The 19058-nt window shown below is 69.7% G+C and carries 16 protein-coding genes and 3 pseudogenes; 9 read left to right on the top strand and 10 right to left on the bottom strand.

Annotation, left to right across the window (positions count from 1 at the left end):
* Nucleotides 1-1787: protein-arginine deiminase family protein (locus ACWCQ6_RS31020; RefSeq protein ID WP_451094850.1), on the top strand; the 1787-nt coding region annotated here is incomplete at its 5' end.
* A 104-nt stretch (nt 1788-1891) separates the two neighbouring features.
* On the opposite strand, the gene ACWCQ6_RS31015 is transcribed toward ACWCQ6_RS31020, so the two are convergent.
* The 3 genes from ACWCQ6_RS31015 to ACWCQ6_RS31005 form a co-directional block, all read right to left on the bottom strand.
* Nucleotides 1892-4453 (bottom strand): ABC transporter permease, encoded by a 2562-nt coding sequence (locus ACWCQ6_RS31015; RefSeq protein ID WP_451094848.1) that lies wholly within the window; start codon nt 4451-4453, stop codon nt 1892-1894.
* Nucleotides 4454-4502: 49 nt separating this feature from the next.
* The gene (locus tag ACWCQ6_RS31010; RefSeq protein ID WP_451094846.1) at nt 4503-5273 is read right to left on the bottom strand and encodes an ABC transporter ATP-binding protein; all 771 of its coding nucleotides are present in this window, start codon (nt 5271-5273) and stop codon (nt 4503-4505) included.
* A 302-nt stretch (nt 5274-5575) separates the two neighbouring features.
* Complete coding sequence (locus tag ACWCQ6_RS31005; RefSeq protein ID WP_451094844.1) at nt 5576-6253, bottom strand: response regulator; 678 nt, start codon at nt 6251-6253, stop codon at nt 5576-5578.
* Between the two features lie 212 nt (nt 6254-6465).
* Here ACWCQ6_RS31005 and ACWCQ6_RS31000 point away from each other — a divergent pair, with 212 nt between their 5' ends.
* Complete coding sequence (locus ACWCQ6_RS31000; RefSeq protein ID WP_451094842.1) at nt 6466-7668, top strand: IS110 family transposase; 1203 nt, start codon at nt 6466-6468, stop codon at nt 7666-7668.
* A gap of 5 nt (nt 7669-7673) precedes the next feature.
* On the opposite strand, the gene ACWCQ6_RS30995 is transcribed toward ACWCQ6_RS31000, so the two are convergent.
* Together ACWCQ6_RS30995 and ACWCQ6_RS30990 are read right to left on the bottom strand one after the other, a co-directional pair.
* Entirely contained in the window at nt 7674-9266 is a 1593-nt protein-coding gene (locus ACWCQ6_RS30995; protein ID WP_451094840.1) for a sensor histidine kinase, read from the bottom strand.
* Between the two features lie 740 nt (nt 9267-10006).
* Nucleotides 10007-10366: an ArsR/SmtB family transcription factor gene (locus tag ACWCQ6_RS30990; RefSeq protein WP_317860415.1), complete on the bottom strand. Its 360-nt coding sequence runs from the start codon at nt 10364-10366 to the stop codon at nt 10007-10009.
* 83 nt (nt 10367-10449) lie between these two features.
* On the opposite strand from ACWCQ6_RS30990, the gene ACWCQ6_RS30985 reads away from it, so the two are divergent.
* A complete protein-coding gene (locus ACWCQ6_RS30985) occupies nt 10450-11517 on the top strand; it encodes a cation diffusion facilitator family transporter (protein ID WP_451094837.1) in 1068 nt (355 codons plus the stop codon).
* Nucleotides 11518-11561: 44 nt separating this feature from the next.
* Nucleotides 11562-12104 carry an N-acetyltransferase family protein gene (locus ACWCQ6_RS30980; RefSeq protein WP_451094835.1) on the top strand — a complete coding sequence of 181 codons (543 nt, stop codon included), beginning with the start codon at nt 11562-11564 and terminating at the stop codon, nt 12102-12104.
* Between the two features lie 285 nt (nt 12105-12389).
* On the opposite strand, the pseudogene ACWCQ6_RS30975 reads toward ACWCQ6_RS30980, so the two are convergent.
* A pseudogene (locus tag ACWCQ6_RS30975) lies at nt 12390-12746 on the bottom strand (flavoprotein); the annotation flags it as partial.
* A 579-nt stretch (nt 12747-13325) separates the two neighbouring features.
* On the opposite strand from ACWCQ6_RS30975, the gene ACWCQ6_RS30970 reads away from it, so the two are divergent.
* Nucleotides 13326-13706 carry a hypothetical protein gene (locus tag ACWCQ6_RS30970; protein ID WP_451094833.1) on the top strand — a complete coding sequence of 127 codons (381 nt, stop codon included), beginning with the start codon at nt 13326-13328 and terminating at the stop codon, nt 13704-13706.
* Between the two features lie 127 nt (nt 13707-13833).
* Here ACWCQ6_RS30970 and ACWCQ6_RS30965 read toward each other — a convergent pair whose 3' ends face one another.
* Nucleotides 13834-14022 carry a hypothetical protein gene (locus ACWCQ6_RS30965; RefSeq protein ID WP_451094831.1) on the bottom strand — a complete coding sequence of 63 codons (189 nt, stop codon included), beginning with the start codon at nt 14020-14022 and terminating at the stop codon, nt 13834-13836.
* On the opposite strand from ACWCQ6_RS30965, the gene ACWCQ6_RS30960 reads away from it, so the two are divergent.
* The 4 genes and pseudogenes from ACWCQ6_RS30960 (at nt 14012) to ACWCQ6_RS30945 (ending at nt 15997) form a co-directional block, all read left to right on the top strand.
* Nucleotides 14012-14575 carry a GNAT family N-acetyltransferase gene (locus tag ACWCQ6_RS30960; protein WP_451094829.1) on the top strand — a complete coding sequence of 188 codons (564 nt, stop codon included), beginning with the start codon at nt 14012-14014 and terminating at the stop codon, nt 14573-14575. The genes ACWCQ6_RS30965 and ACWCQ6_RS30960 overlap by 11 nt on opposite strands.
* Nucleotides 14472-14774: pseudogene (locus tag ACWCQ6_RS30955) on the top strand (helicase associated domain-containing protein); the annotation flags it as partial. The gene ACWCQ6_RS30960 and the pseudogene ACWCQ6_RS30955, both read left to right, overlap by 104 nt.
* A gap of 9 nt (nt 14775-14783) precedes the next feature.
* Nucleotides 14784-15176 carry a helicase associated domain-containing protein gene (locus ACWCQ6_RS30950; RefSeq protein WP_451094854.1) on the top strand — a complete coding sequence of 131 codons (393 nt, stop codon included), beginning with the start codon at nt 14784-14786 and terminating at the stop codon, nt 15174-15176.
* A gap of 659 nt (nt 15177-15835) precedes the next feature.
* Nucleotides 15836-15997: a hypothetical protein gene (locus ACWCQ6_RS30945; protein WP_451094827.1), complete on the top strand. Its 162-nt coding sequence runs from the start codon at nt 15836-15838 to the stop codon at nt 15995-15997.
* Nucleotides 15998-16411: 414 nt separating this feature from the next.
* Here ACWCQ6_RS30945 and ACWCQ6_RS30940 read toward each other — a convergent pair whose 3' ends face one another.
* The 3 genes and pseudogenes from ACWCQ6_RS30940 to ACWCQ6_RS30930 all read right to left on the bottom strand — a co-directional run bounded on the left by ACWCQ6_RS30940 (nt 16412) and on the right by ACWCQ6_RS30930 (nt 18783).
* Complete coding sequence (locus tag ACWCQ6_RS30940; protein ID WP_451094825.1) at nt 16412-17239, bottom strand: SDR family oxidoreductase; 828 nt, start codon at nt 17237-17239, stop codon at nt 16412-16414.
* A gap of 156 nt (nt 17240-17395) precedes the next feature.
* Nucleotides 17396-17950 (bottom strand): annotated as a pseudogene (locus ACWCQ6_RS30935) (transposase); the annotation flags it as partial.
* A 311-nt stretch (nt 17951-18261) separates the two neighbouring features.
* On the bottom strand, nt 18262-18783 hold the full coding sequence (locus tag ACWCQ6_RS30930; RefSeq protein WP_451094852.1) for a transposase: 522 nt from the start codon (nt 18781-18783) through the stop codon (nt 18262-18264).
* Nucleotides 18784-19058: the final 275 nt, after the last annotated feature.

Here is a 19058-nt window from a genome sequence, read left to right as displayed (position 1 = left end):
GCTCGTTTGCGCAGCTCAAGGGGATACGAAGAGGGGCGTGCCATGACTCAATCCTTTCACGGAATCGAGTCTCCATTCGAACCGGGGCGGTTCAGAAGGCCGAGGCGGAGTGGGCGGAGCTGGTCCGCGCTCACCGCTGGGACCAGAACAAGACCGACCGTGACCTCGCGGCCTGCAACGACGCCGCTGACGACATCGTCAACGGGAGAGACGACGAGGCCGACCTCGCCCGGTTCCGCACGCGTGCCTGGGCCGGTGCCCCTGCCTCCGCGAGCGGACGGATCACGATTCCGGCCAAGGACGCCCGTCGGATCCGGCTCTTCGTGCACCGGCCCGGCGGCTCGGCACCGCTCGGCTGGGAGGCGGTCGGCCCGCAGACCCGTCTGACCGCGCAGGAGCTGCGGCGTGGCGTGGAACTCGGGGTCGAGGGCATCGACGTGATCAGGGACGCCGCGGACTGGGACGGCCGCACCAGCGTCACGCTCACTGTCACCGCGGACGGCGCCAGCGCGTCGGCACACCTGAGGCTGCGTCAGGCACCGGTGCTTACCCAGCTCAACACCGCCCCGGTTCAGGAGGTGCTGCGGGCTGCGACCGACGAGGGCGACACCTATACCGAGGCCTTTGTCAGGGAGCTGGACGCCGCACTGCCCGACGGCGGCGTGACGTCTCCCTCGCGCGCCCTCGACACCAAGGGCGACACCTGGGCCCAGGACATCTTCGAGCCGGGCTACACCGCGATCCCCGGTCCGGACGGCCGCCCGCACGGTATGCGGGTCCTCATCACCTCGGCCAACGACGACCGCCGCGTCGCCGCCCGCACCGCCTTCACCGAGTTGGCCGGACACGACGTGGCCGCCGTCCACATCACCCACGTCCCCGACGTGAACGAGAACAACAGTTACGACTCGATGGGCAACCTGGAAACGGTGCCGCCGAGCCCCGGCAACCCGCACGGCCGCGTCGTGATCGGCGGGGAAGGTCTGGCCCCGGGGAAGACCGGTCCCGCCCCGGAGATGCTCGCCTTCCTGCGCGCCCAGGGCATGCAGGACCCGATTTCCCTGGACACCTCCTGGCTGACCATCGGTCACGTCGACGAGTTCGTGCAGTTCCTTCCGGTACCCGGCAGCCGGCTCGGCTGGCGAGCCGTGGTCGCGGACCCGCGTGCGGGTGTCGCCCTCCTGCGCGATGTCCAGAAGAAGGGCCATGGCGGCGAACTCCTGCACGGTGGCCTGCCCAAGCTGGAGTGGCCGTTCGACCTGCGCATCGACCAGCGCACCGTCGACGCCTTCCTCGCCGACACCCAGTTCACCGGCACCAACGAGCGGGCCGCCGAACGCATCGACACCAACCTCGCCGTGCTCAGGGCGAAGGCCGGTCTGACCGACGCCGAGATCATCCGCGTCCCGGCCCTCTTCACGGCCCGGTCGCTCGACTACGGAATGCTGGAGACAGAGATCCGCGGCATGGAGGACGGCCCGGCCAAGGACGCCAAGCAGAAGCAGCTCGAGGCGATGCGGGACGGTGTCGCCGAGATTCCCGGTACCGCCAACGGGCTCGTGCTCAACGACGGCCGTTATGTAGCCCCGAAGCCGTACGGCCCGGTCGTGGACGGCAAGGATGTCTTCGCCGAGGCGATCACCGCCGCCTTCCGCAGCGCCGGCTATCGGGTGAGCTACGTGGACGACCTCATCGGTGTGCATGTCGGTGAGGGGGAGATCCACTGCGCCACCAACACCCTCCGGGACGTCTTCGGCCCCGGGGCCCGCTGGTGGCGCGACCGCTGAGCTTGTCCTGCATTCCAAGCGTGGGTCAAGACGCGTGGGAGGGGCGGCCCGGTGTCGTCCCTCCCACGCGTTTGCGGTGGGGGTGTCGGGTGCAGGCCGCTTCCCTATGCCTGTGTGACCGCTTCGAGCGGGCTGAGTGCGGCGGCCCGTCGGGCGGGCAGGGCGGCGGCGGTCGCGCCGACGGCGAGGGAGAGCAGGACCACGAGGGCGAGGGTGCCCCAAGGGAGGGAGAAGGAGTACTGCGGGATCGCGCCGTTGGCCAGTCCGCTGACCTTCCACGCCCCGAAGAGTCCGCCGAGCAGCCCGAGCAGGGTGCCGAAGGCGGCGACGCAGACGGCCTCCAGGCGGATCATGGCGCGGATGCCGGAGCGGTCCATGCCGATGGCACGCAGGACGCCGATCTCGCGGGTGCGCTCCGAGACCGACATGGCGAGGGTGTTGACCATGCCGAGCGTGGAGATTAGTACGCCGATGGCGAGCAGTCCGAACACCATGGTCATCAGGTCGCCGGCGATGCCGGCCTGTTCCTGGACGAGCTGGGCACGGTTCTGGACCTTCAGCAGCGGGCTGTCGCTCACGGCGGCTCGCAGGTGCTTGTCCAGGTCGTCGGAGACCGTGCCGTCGGTGGTGCGGACCAGGATGCGCTGCACGGAGTCGCGCAGGTAGCCGTGCTTCTGCACGTCGGTTCGGTAGCCGAGGATGTCCTGGGCGGTGGGGTTGTCCTGGTAGACGCCGACGACGGTGTAGGGCTCGTCGCGGTCGCCGGTTCCGGGGCCGATGCTCGCCTTGATCTGCTCGCCGGTGGTGACGTGGTGGTCGCGGGCGAAGCTGTGGGAGACGGCGACCTTGCCGGGGCCGAGGTGCTTGGCGGAGCCGCTGAGGAAGTGGAGCTTCAGCACGTCGTCGACGGTCTTCGGGTCGACCCCGGAGATCGTCTCGACGAGGGGGCCGGCGGAGATGGTGGAGTCTGCCACGGCGGAGACGGTGCGCACACCGGGCACGTCGGCGACCCGCTGGACGGCGGCGGAGTCGACGGCGGTGGTGGTGGTGTTGCGGGTGCTGATGACGTAGTCCGCGCTCAGTCCGGCGGCGGCCTGGGAGTTAAGGGCCTCGCTCGTGGACTGGTTGATGACGGCGAGACCGGAGACCAGCGCCGTACTGATCATCAGGGCGACAGCGGTGGCGGAGGTACGGCGCGGGTCGCGCAGGGTGTTCTCGCGGGCGAGGTCGCCCACGACGCCGAAGCGGGTGGTGAGCCGGCCGAGCAGGCGGATCACCGGGCCGGCGAGCAGCGGGGCCAGCACGATCAGACCGATCACGAGGATGCCGCACCCGAACATCGCGGTCTGCAGGTTGTCGTCGCCGGCACTCGTCGCGTCGCTCAGCGAGAACAGCAGACCCGCGCCCAGAACGACCATGACCAGGCCGACCGCGCCTCGGATGCGGGAGACCAGCGGCTGCTCGGCCGTGCGCATCGCCTCGACGGGAGAGATACGCGCCGCGCGGCGCGACGGCAGCCAGGCAGCGAGCACGGTGACGCCGACCCCCACGACGAGCGAGGCGAGGATCGCGGCCGGGCCGATCACCAGCGGCCCGCTGGGCAGCAGATCGCCGGACGTGTCCAGCACGGTCGGCAGCACCGTGGCCACCCCCAGACCCAGCACGAAGCCGAGCGCGGACGCGGCGAGACCGACCAGCGTCGCCTCGGCGAGGACCGAGTGGACCACCTGGCGGCGGGTGGCGCCGATCGCCCGGAGCAGCGCGATCTCGCGGGTACGGCGTGCCACAAGCATGGTGAAGGTGTTGACGATGAGGAACGTGCCGATGAACAGCGAGACCACGGCGAAAAGCAGCGGAAGGCGTTCGTAGCTCTTGGTCGTGCTCGCGATGAAGACGGACTGCTGATTGGCCTGGGCGGCGGCGGTGGTGGCCTCGGCCCGGTCGGCCGGCAGTACCGCACTGACCCGGTTGGCCAGCTCGAACTGGTCGGCGCCCGGCACGGCGGTCAGGTCCATCCCGCTGTAGTGCCCTGGGACGGCGAACAGCTTCTGGGCGGTGGCCTTGTCGAACACCGCCAGGGTGCCACCGGCGTTCACCCGGCTGTCCGTGGTGGACACCAGGCCCACCAGGCGCAGTTTGAGGACCGGTCCGTCGTTGGCGAGCGTCACGGTGTCGCCGAGGGAGTAGCCGGCGGCCGCCGCGGTCCCGCGGTCCAGCGCGACCTCACCGCTGTCGCGGGGGGCACGGCCCGACGTGAGCGGATAGCGGCTGTCCCGGCCGTCGGAACCGGGAACGTAGGCGACGCCGAGCTTGCCCATCATGGTGTCGGCCCGCATCGGTGTGCCGTCCTTGGCGGCCAGGGTGACCGAACCATCGGCCGTCGGGCGGACGGAGGCGATGCCGGGAACGGTGGACAGCTTTCGAACCAGGGCGTCGTCCAGGGCCCCGTACTGCTCGTCGGCAAGGGCGCCCGGAGCGAACTTCGGACGCACGCTCACGGCGATGTCCGCGTAGTTCTTGGACATGGCGGCGCGGTGGGCGGCGGTGGTGGAGTCGGCGAAGACCAGGGAGCCGGAGATGAACGCGACACCGAGGCAGACCGCGAGCACGGTCGTGATCAGACGGGTCTTGTACGCGAGAACGTTACGCAGGACGGTTCGCAGCATGGCGGACTTTCGGAAGTATGGGAGGGGAACGGCGGGCTGATGAGGATGGTCAGCAGCCCTGGGACTCGAACGCAAGCATCCGGTCGAGCACGCCGTCGGCGGTCGGGGCGTGCAGCTCGTCCACGAGCCGGCCGTCGGCGAGGAAGACCACGCGGTCGGCGTGGGCGGCGGCGACCGGGTCGTGGGTCACCATCACCACGGTCTGGCCCAGTTCCCGCACCGAGTCGCGCAGGAAGCCCAGCACCTCCGAGCCGGAACGGGAGTCGAGGTTGCCGGTCGGCTCGTCGGCGAACACGATCTCCGGACGGGACACCAGGGCGCGGGCGACGGCGACGCGCTGCTGTTGGCCGCCGGAGAGCTGGGTCGGACGGTGCGCAAGGCGCCCGGCCAGCCCCACGGTGGCGACGACGGTGTCCAGCCATGCGGCGTCGGGCTGCCGGCCGGCGAGGCGCAGCGGCAGCGTCATGTTCTCCAGCGCGGTCAAAGTGGGCAGCAGGTTGAATGCCTGGAAGACGAAGCCGACCTTCTCCCGCCGCAGCTCGGTGAGCTGACGGTCATTCAGGCGGGCCAGTTCGACACCGCCGATCCGGGCGGAACCCGAGGTGACCGGGTCAAGGCCCGCCATGCAGTGCATCAGCGTCGACTTGCCGGAGCCGGACGGACCCATGACTGCGGTGAACCGTGCCCGCGCGAACTCCACGGACACCGAGTCCAATGCGGTGACCTGGGTCTCGCCCTTCCCGTACACCTTGGTCAGGCCCGTGGCGCGGGCGGCCGGTTCGATGGCGAGGGGGGTGGAGGGAACGAACGTCTGCGACATGAGTACTCCGGCTGAGGAACGGTGGCCCGCGAGCGCCGCGGGCCGAGGGGCATTCCCATCCTTACGGCCCTCACCTGCACAAACGTCGCCCCAGAGGCGGTAGTTGCGGTCTACCGAAAGGCAGGGACGGGCAGCTCGCCCCTGCCCTTCGACAGACCTTCACAGACCCGTCTCCGCCTTTGGTCGGACCCTCGGCATTGCCCGGACCCGCGACGGCAGCACGGCCGGTGCTCCGAGGACATGGACGACGTACCCGGTCCACCGATTGCGTCCCTCGCGCGGGCACACGGAATGGTCCGGGGTCAGGGACGCAAGCCGGCGCGATGCGCCAGAAGGGCCGCCTGCACCCGGCTCGTCGATCCGGTCTTCTCCAGAATCGCACCCACATGCGTCTTCACCGTGCCGATGCCGATGGCCAGCCGTCCCGCGATGTCCTGGTTCGACAACCCCTCGCCCAGCATCGCCAGCACCTCCCGCTCGCGCCCGGTCAGCCGGGTGATCCGCTCGTCCTGTGGAGCCGGGCCGTCGGCGTGGGAGGCGCCGCCACGCAGCATCCGGGAGATCACCGCTCCGGTGACGCCGGGGGAAAGTACCGCGTCACCGGCCGCCGCTGCCCGGACCGCGCTGATCAGTTCCTGCGGCCCCTCGTCCTTCAGCAGGAACCCCGAGGCGCCGTCCCGCAGCGCCCGCAGCACGTTCTCCTCGTCACCGAAGGTCGTCAGCATCACCACGCGCGGCGCCGGATCGAGCGCGAGCAGCGGCTGGATCGCGGCCAGCCCGTCGCACCCGGGCATCCGGATGTCCACCAGCGCCACATCCGGGCGGTGCGCGGCGGCCTCCTCGACCGCCCGGTGCCCGTCTGCGGCTTCGGCGACCACGTCGATGCCGTCGGCGTGTCGCAGGATCAGCCGCACCCCGTGCCGGATCATCGCCTCGTCGTCCGCGAGCAGGACACGGATCGGCCGGGCGGGCTCGGTCATTGAGACTCCGTAAGTTGTTAGTCGGCCCGGGAGGGCCGGGTGTGGCTGATGGGGTCTTGCCTTCGGTGGCTTGCCAGGAGTGGCCGCCCGGCTCTCTTGGGCGCCCTGGCTGCTGATTGAGATGTGCGCGCTTCTTGCGGTCGCTGATTACGGAGATGACAGCGGGGTGTTCCTCGGGCCGACGGCATGCCGTGCGGAACGAGGAGGGGCAGATGAACGAGCGACGAGCCCGGCTCTGGGCCGGCATCGACGCGGGCAAGGGCCACCACTGGGCCGCCGTGGTCGACGAGAGCGGTGCCACCCTGTGGTCGAAGAAGATCGAGAACGACGAGGCGGCGATCCTGACAGCACTCAGCGAGATCCTGGGCCTGGCGGACAGGGTCAGCTGGGCGGTGGACATCTCGGGTACGTCCTGCGCGCTGCTGCTGGCCCTGCTTGCCGCCCACGGCCAGAAGGCTGTCTACGTTCCGGGGCGGACGGTCAACCGCATGTCCGGTGCCTACCGCGGCGAGGCCAAGACCGACGCCCGCGACGCCTACGTCATCGCCGAAACGTCCAGGCAGCGGCAGGACTTCACCACCATCGACGTGCCCGCGCAGCTGGCTGCCGACCTCGCGCTGCTGACCGCCCACCGATCCGACCTCGTCGCCGACCGGGTACGGATGATCAACTGGTTGCGAGACGTACTCACCGGTGTCTTCCCGGCGCTGGAGCGGGCCTTCGACTACTCGGCCCACAAAGGTGCGTTGGTGTTGCTGACCGGCTACCAGACCCCGGCCGCTTTCCGGCGCCGCGGCCGGACCAGGCTGACGGCCTGGCTTTCCAACCGCGGCGTCCGGGGCGCCGACACGGTCGCCGCCACCGCGCTGCAAGCCGCCGAGGCACAGCAGACCGTGCTGCCCGGCGAGGACGTCGCGGGCCAGATCGTGGCGGACCTGGCCGTGCAGATCCTGGCCCTGGACGACCGGCTGAAGCAGCTCGACAGGCAGATCCGCGACACCTTCCGCAGTCATCCACAGGCGGAGATCAGCGAGTCCCTGCCCGGCATCGGGCCGATACTCGGCGCCGAGTTCGTCGTCGCCGCCGGCGACCTGTCGGCCTACGCCGACGCCGGCCACCTGGCCTCGGCGGCCGGGCTCGTGCCCGTCCCACGCGACTCGGGCCGCCGCACCGGCAACCTCCACCGGCCCAAGCGCTACAGCCGCCGCCTGCGACGGGTGTTCTACATGTCCGCGCAGACCAGCATCGTCCGCGAGGGACCCAACCGGGACTTCTACCTCAAGAAGCGCTCCGAGGGCTGCAAGCACGTCCAGGCCGTCATCGCCCTGGCTCGCCGACGGGCGAGTGTCCTCTGGGCAATGCTGCGTGACGGCAGGGTATTCACCTCCGCCCCGCCGGTCACGCAGGCGGCTTGACTCAGTCATTGAGACTCCCAGGGTGCGGTGTCCCGTACGGACGGGACGGTGAAAGGGTCGATGGAGATGAGACGTTGTGAAGCGTTGAAGCAGTACCGGGTGACGCCGAAGGAGCCGGGCCCGGCGCCTGGTCCTTCGGACGAGTAGACGCAGGCCACCGTGCCGGTGGGCCGAGGCGGTTCGTGCCCGGTGGCCGCAGCGCGCACGGCCGGGCTGTCGACGACCCCCTTCAACTCCTGGTAGGTCATGCCCACGCGCGGCTCCACAGGCCGGGCCGAGTGCCTCGGCTGGGCGTACACCAGGGCGATCGCGAGCGTCATCAGCACCCACAGCGCCGCCGCCCCGAGAGCGAGCGTCAGCGCCCCTGCCGTCCGCGGCTCACGCGACAGCGCCTCCGCGTCGTCGGCCGCGGTCGGCGTGGAAGCCTCCGCGCCGCCCTCGGACCCTTTCGACGCTACGGCGTCGTCCGGTTCCGCCGGTACGGTCGCGACTACCTGGAACCCGCCGGGCGTCAGCGCACCGGCCTCGAAGGTGCCGCCGAGCAGTTCGACCCGCTCGCGCAGGCCCGTCAGCCCTCGCCCCGTCCCGGCTTCGGACGGCGCGCCGGCCGGAGCAGGGGACACACCGTTGCGGACCGTCACCCGCACCGTCCGGTCGTCCTGCTCAACCCGTACGGTGACATGGGCGGCCGTTGCATACCGGTGCACGTTCGTCAGGGCCTCCCGCACCACCCGGTGCACCGCGCGCCGCACCCGCGCCGGGCATGCGTCGAGGTCAGGGCCGCTCCATTCCAGCCGTACGGTGATTCCGCCGTCGCGGGACTCCGCGACCAGCGCCTCGACATCGGCCCGGGTGCCGGTGGCGTCGGTGAGCGCGTCCGGGCCGGTGTCCCGGCCGAGCGGCCCGAGGACCCCGAGCGCCTGCCGCAGTTCGCGCATCGCATCCCGGGTGGTCCGCCGGACCAGGGCGGCCTCCTCGCGCAGCTCCGGCGCGGCCTGGTCGAGGGCGAGTTCGAGACCGCCGGCGTGCAGTGAGATGAGACTGAGCCGGTGGCCCACCAGGTCGTGCATCTCGGCGGCGATCCGGGACCGCTCATGGGTACGGGCCTCCCTGTCGGCGAACCGGCGGACCTGCTCGGCCGCGTCGCCGCGTTCGCGCAGCGCCCGCAGCAAACGGGCCTGCTGCCCGTACACCGTGCCGATCAGACCGGGCACGACCACGGCGGTCACCGCAAGAACCAACCCGAGCTCCAGGCCGTAAACGGCCGAACCGGGGCCGAGCGAGGGACCGGTCGCGGTCGCGGATGCCATGAGCAGCAGGCTCGCGCCGCCGAGCAGCCGGACCCTGTGGCGGGGCCGGACCGTGTCGAGCGCCACCGTGTACGCGGCGGCCGCCGTCACCGGGCCGACGACCGGCGCCACCCCGGCAAGGGGAGCGAGGACCAGGAGCACGGCCTCGGGCCGGCGCCGCCGCAACGGGAAGAGCACCACGGCGACCGCGACCGCACACAGCTGGAAAACGGCGTGCGGCAGATTCCACAGCCGCTGGGCGACCGCGAACAGACACAGGGCGGCGAGGGCCACACCGGCCGTTTCCACGACGTCCTGGCCAACTCGGACCAGACGCACTGGAGCGTCCGGTCCGGGGCGGCCGACACGAGGTGAACAGCTGATGAGGGGCATGCCGTCCAGTATTGGTTGCCGCGGGCGCGCGGGCGTGGGCCTCAAGGCCGATCCGGACTCTGCCTTTCGGCAGAGCCCGGCGCATGCCGCGCCAACGGGAACTGCGCAAGCAGCGCAGGCGGCTCAGCCGCCGAGGACCTTCGCCACGGGTCGCTGCGGGCCGAACTCGACGAGCTCGGCATGCGATGGGCATCTGGGCGGGTGGGATGAGTGCGGATGCGTACGCCGAGGAGGGCGGTGGGCGGCGGCAGAGGAAGTGGGCAGGCGTCGTGTTCCCCGGCCCCGGCCACGCGATGCTCGCCCGCTCTCGAGGTGTCCGGCCGCACACAGGTCAGTGGCCACGCTCAGCCACCATCAAGTACTCAGCAGTCGGCTCCTGCAGGTAGTTCCCGGGCTCCAGGCGTTCCAGGTGGTATTCGAGCAACGACCGGGTCAGGTCGGGCTGCCAGGGCAACAGAGCACTTCGAGGAAGGCTCCTTCAGCCACGACTGCAGCGTCCCGGTCACCACGACGGCGCGCGAACGGCTCCGGGCCGCGGCGGGGTGTTGTCCGTAGGGGCGGTTGCGATTCCGGTCATATCTGCGCTTTGTCCCGACGAGGGCGTCTGATGCCCTGTGGGGTCGGTGGGTCGGTCACCGGGGCGGCCCGTGCTGGGGTCAGTCGTGCGCGGGGCGGTTGGTGAGCTGGTGGTCGGCCAGGTTCAGTGCTTCGTCCACGACGCGGCGCAGGTGTCCGTCGGCCAGGGTGTAGATGACGCGGCGGCCTTCCTTGCGGGTGCGGACCAGGCCGCTCAGTCGCAGGCGGGCCAGATGCTGGCTGACGGCGGGGCGCTGGGCGCCGCATGCTTCGGTGAGTGTGGTGACGTCCGCTTCCTGCTGGGCGAGGGCGTGCAGCAGGGTGAGTCGGGTGCGGTCGGCGAGGAGGGCGAGGATCTCGGCGGCGAGGGAGAACTGTTCCTCGCCGGGGTTGTGCGGGTGCGCATCATGCGCAGTTGATAGGTGCGTGCGTGCGCTCATACGCACATAATGGAGGTGCGCTGCTCTCGTGTCCAGCCGGGGGCGGCTTCGCCCTGCCCTCGCACTCGCACGAGGAGGAACACGTGAGCCACGACCACGACCCCGGCCACCAGGACGGGCACCGCTCTCACGGCCACGCACCCGGTCGGGAAGGCGGGCGGCTCGCCCGTCTGCGGCATCGGGTCGGGCATCTTCTGGTGCCGCACTCCCACGAGTCGGCCGACAAACTGGACGCGGCACTGGAAACGTCGGCACGCGGGATGCGCGCGCTGTGGGTCTCCCTCGCCGTTCTCGGCGTCACCGCCGTCGCGCAGGCGGTGATCGTCGTGATCTCCGGTTCGGTCGCGCTGCTGGGCGACACCGTGCACAACGCCGCCGACGCGCTGACCGCCGTACCATTGGGCATCGCCTTCCTTCTGGGCCGCCGCGCCGCGACCCGCCGCTTCACCTGCGGGTACGGCCGTGCCGAGGACCTGGCGGGCGTCATCATCGTGGCCACCATCGCCGCCTCCGCCGTCTTCACCGCCTGGACCGCCATCGACCGGCTGGTCGACCCGCGCGAGATGCAGCACCTGTGGGTGGTCTTGGCCGCGGCCGTGACCGGGTTCATCGGGAACGAGTGGGTGGCCCGCTACCGCATCAGGGTCGGCCGCCAGATCGGGTCGGCCGCGCTGGTCGCCGACGGCCTGCACGCCCGCACGGACGGATACACCTCGCTGGCCGTCCTTCTCAGCGCCGGCGGCGCCGCACTGGACTGGCGGCTCGCCGACCCCGCCGTCGGACTGCTGATCACCGCGGCGATCCTGCTGGTCCTGCGCGACGCGGCCCGGGAGGTCTTCCGCCGTGTGATGGACGCCGTCGATCCCGCCCTCGTCGACGCCGCCGAGACCGCCCTGCGCCAGGTGCCCGGCGTGCGGGAGGCCGGCGGGCTGCGGCTGCGCTGGATCGGCCACCGCCTGCGCGCAGAGGCGAACATCGTCATCGACGGCCATCTCAGTGTCCGGTCCGGGCATCGCATCGCGGTCGAGGCCGAGCACGCACTCCTGCACGCCGTCCCGAAACTGGACGCCGCCGTCATCCACACCGACGTCGAACCCGACACTGGCGAGCCCGACCCGCACCACCTGCTGGCCCACCACACTGCCGTCTGAAACCAACGGCCAGTCCGCCCCTTTTCGAGCCGCAAGGAGAGCATGTGACCATCCCCTCCCCCGTCTTCACGCAGTACACCTCTGCCGGCCAGGTCCCCCCTGACCTGCGACAGGCCCTGACCGAATGCTGGGTGGAGGTGACCAACACGGGCGGCGCAGCCGGATTCCCCTTCCCGCCGGTGGAGACCGCCGAGGCCGCTTCCGCCCTGGAAACCATCATCAACAGCCTCGCCACGAGAACCAGCCGCCTGCTGACCGCCCACCTCGACGGACAGCTCGCCGGATGGCTCAGCCTGCGCCGCGACCCCTGGACACTCATCTCCCACCGGGGCACCCTCCACCATGTCCAGACCCGCACCACCATGCGAGGACAGGGCATCGGCAATGCTCTGATGAACGAAGTACGCCGCATCGCCCGCGACGAGATGGACCTGGAACAACTCCACCTCGCCGCCCGCGGCGGCATCGGCCTGGAAACCTTCTACGGGCGGCTGGGCTGGAAAGAGACAGGCCGCTGGCCCGGCGCCCTCCGCCTCGCAGACGGCAAGGACCACGACGAGGTCCTCATGCTCCTCACCCCTCTGTAACCCCAGGCCCCCAGCCCGGCATGCAGCCCGGCACGGCCCAGCCGGTGCCGGCGTACGCACGAACGCACAAGGCCGCATCCAGATGAACGTGCGCAGCCCTTGACGTACTGAGGAACCGGGCCCTGAACTCATTCCGCCTGCTGGACTGGGTCACCGAGAGGCACAGCCCGTGCTCTTGGCCCTTCGGCTGGTGATCTGCGTCAGGCAGAACGCCGGCAAGGAGGAGCGGGGCCGCGACCGGTCCCCTGCCCCGGTCACGGCCCCATCTGCGGGTGCTGAGGCCGGTCACGAACCGCAGCACCCGCCCGTGGACTGCTCGTTGGCCGCGGGCGCAGCAGCCATGGTGCCGAACTGGACCAGCTGCGGGGCGATGGCCGGGGCGCAGCAGCCGTCCGCGGCCGCCTGGTCGGTGCCGGGCCGGGCTGGTCGAAGAGTCCCGCGCCGCGGCAGACGCCTGTCTCGAGCAGGACGAGTTCGACGCGTTCGGCGGCTTCGTGGTCGTCGGCAAGCGCGACGGCGCGGACCTGCTCGCAGCCGCTGAGAGCAAGGAGGTGGGGGCGCGGACTTCATACCGACCAGGTACACACTCTGCTCCGGGCGGGAGAGCCCCTTCATCACCCCGTGCGGGTGGACGGTCCCGCAGGGGGTGCTGGTTCCACCCGTACGAACCTTCCCGGCGTCTTCGCGGCCGCCGGGGACACCGGAGGTCCCGGCCTCGAAGTCCTGCTGACCCGCGTGCACGCCGAGACGGAGCGTGGCGGCCGCCACACCGCGGCCGTGAGCTTCTTCGGTATGGGGCCCTGCGTCACCAACGCCCTGTCGAGCCGCCTGACCGCCGAAGTTCAGCGCGAAGGGGTGCGCTTGGGTCCCAGGAGTACACGCGCGGCGTCGCGCCCCCTCCCACCGCCGTAGGGCCGGCGACCAGAAGTGGGACCGCCATCGCCTTCTGGCCCGACACCGACATCTTCGGGACCGCGGAGTGCTCGTTCGTCGTACTGGCGGAGCGCTTCAGGGAACTGGCCTTCCTGAACCAGAGCCTGAGCATCTCGCTGAACGACGAACGCTCCCCGAGCGGGGCCCGGCCGGTGCGGTTTCAGTTTCCGGGCGGGGCAGGGGACTTCGTCGCCTTCGACGCGCAATCCGGGTCCCCCGTTCACCCGGAAGTCATCGCCTTCGAGCGGGAGGACCTGCGGATGGCGGGGACCGTGGAGGTGGCCTTCGGTGGTGCGGCTCCCGCCAGGAGCGGGTTCGGAGCTTCGCCAGCAGCGTGCGCACCCCCGCGAAGGCGGCACGCATGAGATGGGCTTCCGCGACGGGGTGGCGGCCGTGGTCACCTCATACGCGCGGCAGCGGCGGCTGCTGACGGCCGCCGACCCCGACCTCTGCGCCGACCAGATCAGCGAGGGGCTGACGGCGGTCGTGTCGGTGAAGCTGGACCATCCCGAGTACCTCGGCGCCACCCACGGCAGGCTGGGCGGTGCCGCAGTGCACCCCTGCGTCGCGGAGGCCGTCCGGGAACACCTCGGTGCATGGCTGGAGGGACACCCCGAGCAGGCCGCGGCCGTCGTCGGCCGAATCGTCCGCAACACCCGCCGGAACTGAGCAGCAGCAGTCGGTTCCCGCCGTCCCCGGAAACGGGCGGTGGGCAGCTCCTGATCGATCTCCCGAGCCGTCCTCATCAGTTCCAGGGCCTCGCGGCGCAGGTCGCTGGCGCGCTCGCGCAGCTGCTTCACGCGCCGCCGCTGCTGCTGCCGCCCGGCGCGAGCAAGCTCGTAAGTCCGGCGATCGCTTCCGGGGGCGGCTCGAAGTAGCGTACGTTCTGCGGCTCCTTGTACCGCGGCTTCGCCATCAGCATCGGCAGGCTCGCGCACAGATACCTATTTGTTTGCCGTTCGGGGAGGACCTTGATGAATGTCACCTTGCAGGTGGACCCGACGCCGTCTGCCTCTGCGCTCTTCCTGCGCCCTTGGAACGTTGGCGACGTCGAACCCCTGGTCGCGGCATATCGCGATCCCACGCTGTGTCGTTGGACGGGGCTTTCTGTAGAGAGCATCGAGGATGCAGTGGAGTGGGTGGAGCTTCAAAGACGCGGCTGGGCAACCGGAAAACGGCTGAGCTTCGCTGTGCATGAAGATCACTCCGGCACTGGGGAGAGTCGGCTGGTTGGCAATGTAGTCATGAAGCGGACCAGCTCCAGCCAAGAATCCGCAGAAGTCGGCTACTGGACGGCAGTCCACGCCCGAGGCCGGGGGGTGGCCCCTCGTGCCCTCGAAGCTCTCACCAGCTGGGCCTTCGACATCTTCGCGGTCGAAGGTCTGGAACGTCTCGACCTGCTCCATCAGGTGGACAACCTCTCCTCGTGCCGGGTTGCGGAGAAGGCCGGATACGGGTTTCACCAGGTCCTTCCGGCTCGTCCGCCATTCCCCAGGGACGGCCACTTGCATATACGACGAGCCGGCACTCCGGCCTGACGCTGGAGAAAAGCTGCCTGCCCCGCGTTGTCAACTGCTCGATGAAGACAGGGCCCCACCCGCGAGGCGGGATGATGGCAAGCCGCCTCGACTCGCCAGCAGACTCGTCGGCGGGTATCCGCTCGGACAGTGGATCGCCGAGCAGCGCCGCGCTTATGCGGCCGGGACGCTGGCGGCCGGGCGGGTCGCAGAGCTGGAGGAGCTCGGGATGGTGTGGCCCCAGCAGGAGGCGGCCTGGGCGGACGGGGTCGCCGTCGCCCGCGAGTACGCCGCGGTGCACGGGCACTTCCTTCCTCCGACCACCGCGACCTGGGAGGGGTATCCGATCGGTGTGTGGGCGAAGAACGCGAGGGCGGCGGCCCGTAGGGCGCGGGAGAACGAAGAGCTCCGCGCGGCCGGCCGCCCAGTCCCCTCGGCGGCCGGGGCGATGACCGAAGCACGGCAGGACGAGCTGGACGCGATCGACCCGGGATGCTGCCCTGCCTGGGACACCGGATGGCAGCACTGCTACCGCCTCGTCCACAACCACGTCCAGGCCGACGGAACGCTCCCGGAGACTGCGGGCGACATCGTCGTCCAGGGCGAGGACCTCGGACGCTGAGTCACGGCGCAGCGGTTCGGGTGGGAACAGCTCCTGCCCGTACAGCAGTGGATCCTGGAGAACACCCTCACGATCACACCGGCCGAGGAAAAGGAACGGCCGGTGAAACGGACGCAGGGCACCATGTGGGCCCTCAACCTCACGGCAGCACGGCAGTTCCACACCCGCGAAGGGCACCTGAGAGTCCCCCGCAAGCACGTCGAGCACTGGCGGTCGAACCCGGTGCGTCGGACCGTCAGGGGGGCGCTGACGAGGCTGCAATGGTGAGGCTCGGCACCTGGCTCGACAACGCCCGGCGCGGGGACAAGCTCACCGAGCAGCGGCGGGCGGACTTGGACGCGCTCGGGATGCGCTGGTAACGGTTGGGGTGCAGAACCCGAGAGGGAACCGGCATCCGATGGGAATCCGAGCCCCTCTCAGGCATTTGCCGACACCCCGCAGCCTGCGCCCTGTTTGAGGCGCGATTTTACCCAAACTATCGTCAGTTCACACGCGGCAACCCAGTCATTTATTCGTCTATGTAACTGAACTTTTTTTGTTTCATGGTCAGTTGAAAGGGCGAAAGCAGTACGCTTTAACCAGGCAAACCTCAGGGATTCAAGTCGTAACTTTCCCTGAAGGACCTTCCAACCCCACCCCATCCAGAGAAGGGCACCACCATGCCCAAAGGCGCCGTCATGTCGTCGCGCACCCCTCGGCCGTTTCTCGAACTACGCATCGGCGGCCTTCAAGTAACCATGCAGCGCGCCCCCGTACGGCTCTTCACATGGACGTCCGTCCTGGTCGGCCCGATCGTGGCCGCCTGGTGGTCCACGCGGTAGTCCTGCCGCACTGTTGCTCGGCCTCACGCCTCTACTGCTCGCAGTGCTGCTCGCAGCGGCCAGCCGTGGTCAGCTCGGGGCCACCGGGGCCACCGGGGCCATGCTGATCACGATTGACGGCACGTGCGGGGCCGGCGGCCGCGCCGACTACGAAGCCCGCCCCAGCGAGCCCGGCCGATGGCACTGGGCGGGCGACGTCCCCTGGCCCCGGGCAGTCCCGGTCGATCCTTCGACGCGTTCCTCCCCCCGCCACCGGGCGTGGGCATGTGGCGTCCGTCAACCGCCGCCCCGCCGGGCGAGGCCTCGCCTCGCCCGTACGGATGGTGTCCACGGCGCCGACGAACGTTTGGGCCTTCAGCGTTCCTGGATTCCGATCCCTGTTGTTGTCAGGATTGACGGTTCTACGAGCGTGTCCTACCTGTTCGCCAAGAACTCGTCGAACGTACGCGGCGCACGCCCGGTCAGTTCCCGCACCGTCGTCGTCACCTCAGACATCGTGCCAGCTGCCATCTCTGCGTAGAGCCGAAGAAGGTCATCTACGAACCAGCCGGGCAACCCCTGTGCCTGTAGGCCCTCAGCTGCCTCCTGAGGTGTCAGATTTCGGAAGGGAATGGCGAGCTTGGCCGCGATCTCCTCATGCATCAGCGCCTCCGGCCCGGTGAGCGCATGGGTTTCGCCGCCCCGGAGCGGGCCTGTCAGCAGCACTGCCGCACAGGCAGCGACGTCGTAGGCGTCGATGTACGCCACACGTCCCGCACCGTACGGACCTTCCAGGGCACCGCTGTGGGTGAAGCCGCCCTCGCCCGTGAAGAAATTCTGCATGTAACCGGTCGGCTGCAGCGACGCCCACCGCAGCCCAGACGCCTTGAGGTACTGCTCGATCTCCCAGTGCGCGCGTACGGACAGCTTCGCGTCCGGACCGGGTTGCCACGCCGATACCTTCACCACCCACGAGACCCCGACAGCCCGCGCCGTGTCGATGGCGCCGATCTGCTGCCGGACCATCGGCTGCTGCCCATCCACGGGAAGCGCGCCGCCGCTGTTGAGCAGAAGACGGTCAACCCCTTTCAGGGCGGACACCATCGACGCCGGATCGTCGAAGTCCCCGACCACGAACTCGCAGTCCAGCTCCTTGCCCTTGCGCGCGTCCCGCACCAGCGCCCGAAAGGGCACGTCCGCCTCCGCAAGAGCCCGTACCAGGTACCGGCCAATGGTCCCGGTCGCACCCGTCACAAGAATCATCCTGTCCCCCACCGTCCGAGAAGGCGTCAAGAGTCCTCGCCAACATTACCGGAGGGTTCATCCGCTTACCGAGTTGAGGGACGCACCAATGAGCATGTTCATACCCGCGCTCAGAGACATTCGTCGGTGCACCTCAGCGGCTGGCAGACCTGACTGCCAGACCGCGGTGATGATCGAGTGCTCGACTGCGACCAGCGCCTTGATCGGGCCGCGGCGCGAGGTCAGCCGTTTGTAGCGTGCCTGTAGGAACGAGTCCTTGGTTCGTGTTGCTCCGAACGCGGCCATCCCCAGTGCCCCTTTCAGGTAAGGGTTGCCGGGTCGAATCCGGGTGCTACGGACCCGGCCCGCCGATTCGTGGTGTCCCGGACACAGCCCGGCCCAGGAGGTCAGGTGCTTAGCCGAGGGGAACCGGGACATGTCACCGCCGGTCTCGGCAACGATGACCTCCGCCACCGCCGGGTTCACTCCCGGGATCGTGTCCAGCAGGGCCAGCGCCGGGCGAAAAGGGGTCATCGCCTCCTCGACGCGGGCCGTCAGCTGGTTGATGGCACCCGACAGGTGGTCGTACTGGTCAAGGTAGAGGCGAGTCAGGAAGGCATGGTGTTCACGAAAGCGGCCGGTCAGTGCCTGGCTCAGCTCGGGAATCTTGCTCCGCATGCGGCGCTTGGCGAGGTCGGCGAGGACACACGGATCGCGCTGCCCGTCGATCAACTCCGCTTCTGTTCGATTGTCGCGGTGCCGCTCCGGGAGGGCCAAGGAACTACGCAGAATCTGACGCACGTGCTCATGGCAACACTCCACGGTTCCCGTGGACGGCCCTCAGTACCATGCTGTCGTGCGAGCTCGGAGGCATCACAGAGTCGTCGGTCTCGTCCGGAACGAACAGTTCCACTGTTCCGGCACAACCGATCTCGCGACAGGGCGGTAAGGGACGCGTACGGCGCACAACGACCCTTTTACTGTGCCCCCGGCGCACGGCGAAGCCGCGCTGAGCTGCTGTCGGGGATCTTGGAGGGTCGAGGTCAGGTGCCGAGGGTTCGCCAGGACTTCGATCGGGGAATCGCCTGCTGGTCCAGGAAGGTCTGGAAGGCGGTCGGCGGTCTCGGTGGAGAGGTTTCCTCCGTCACTGACCGGGCGCTGAGGCGTTCGATGTTCACGGCGATGGCCGTGAGTATGTGTTGCCGGTGGGCTTTGGGCTGTCCTCGGTAGCGGCAGTGGCGCATGCCGTGTCCGTGGGCGAACTCGTTGATGGTGCCCTCCACTCCGGAGCAGACCGCGTAGCGGGCCTTCCATTCGGATGTCTGCTGTTCGGTGCGGACGCGGACTTGCAGGTCGCGGAGCTCTCGTGGTGGAAAGCCCACGTTGCGGGCGCTCTCGCGGGAACCGGTGCACCGGGGGCGGTCCGGACACGGCTGGCACTGGCTCTTGGTGAACCGCGCCACGATCAGGGGTGCAGCGGTGGGCGAGGAGGTCGAGTAGGGGCCGTGCCAGCCCGCGCTGACCTGGCCCTGGGGGCAGGTGACTTGTCGGCGCTCGAAGTCGATGTGGAAGTCGTCCCGGTCGAAGCCCTCGTTCCTGCGGTGGTGGCGGGTGGGGTTGCCCGGCGGTGGTGAACTCCGTGATCTTCCGCTCTTCCGGCCAGAACCTCACGACCGTCGGCACCTAACTTGATCTTTAACCAGTACGGCGTGGTCGTGGGGTCGTTGGCTTCTTCTGTCTCGTGCCTGTTCTGCCGGTGGTGTGCACGTCGTGGCGTGGGGTGGGTTGCGTGTTCTTGCGGCCTGGTGGCCGTCCTGGGCCGGGGCGGGAGGGTTTCGGT

The sequence above is a fragment of the Streptomyces sp. NPDC001880 genome (assembly GCF_053594575.1).
The sequence above is the reverse complement of the archived record's forward strand: the minus strand, read 5'-3'. Positions and strand labels throughout refer to the sequence as shown.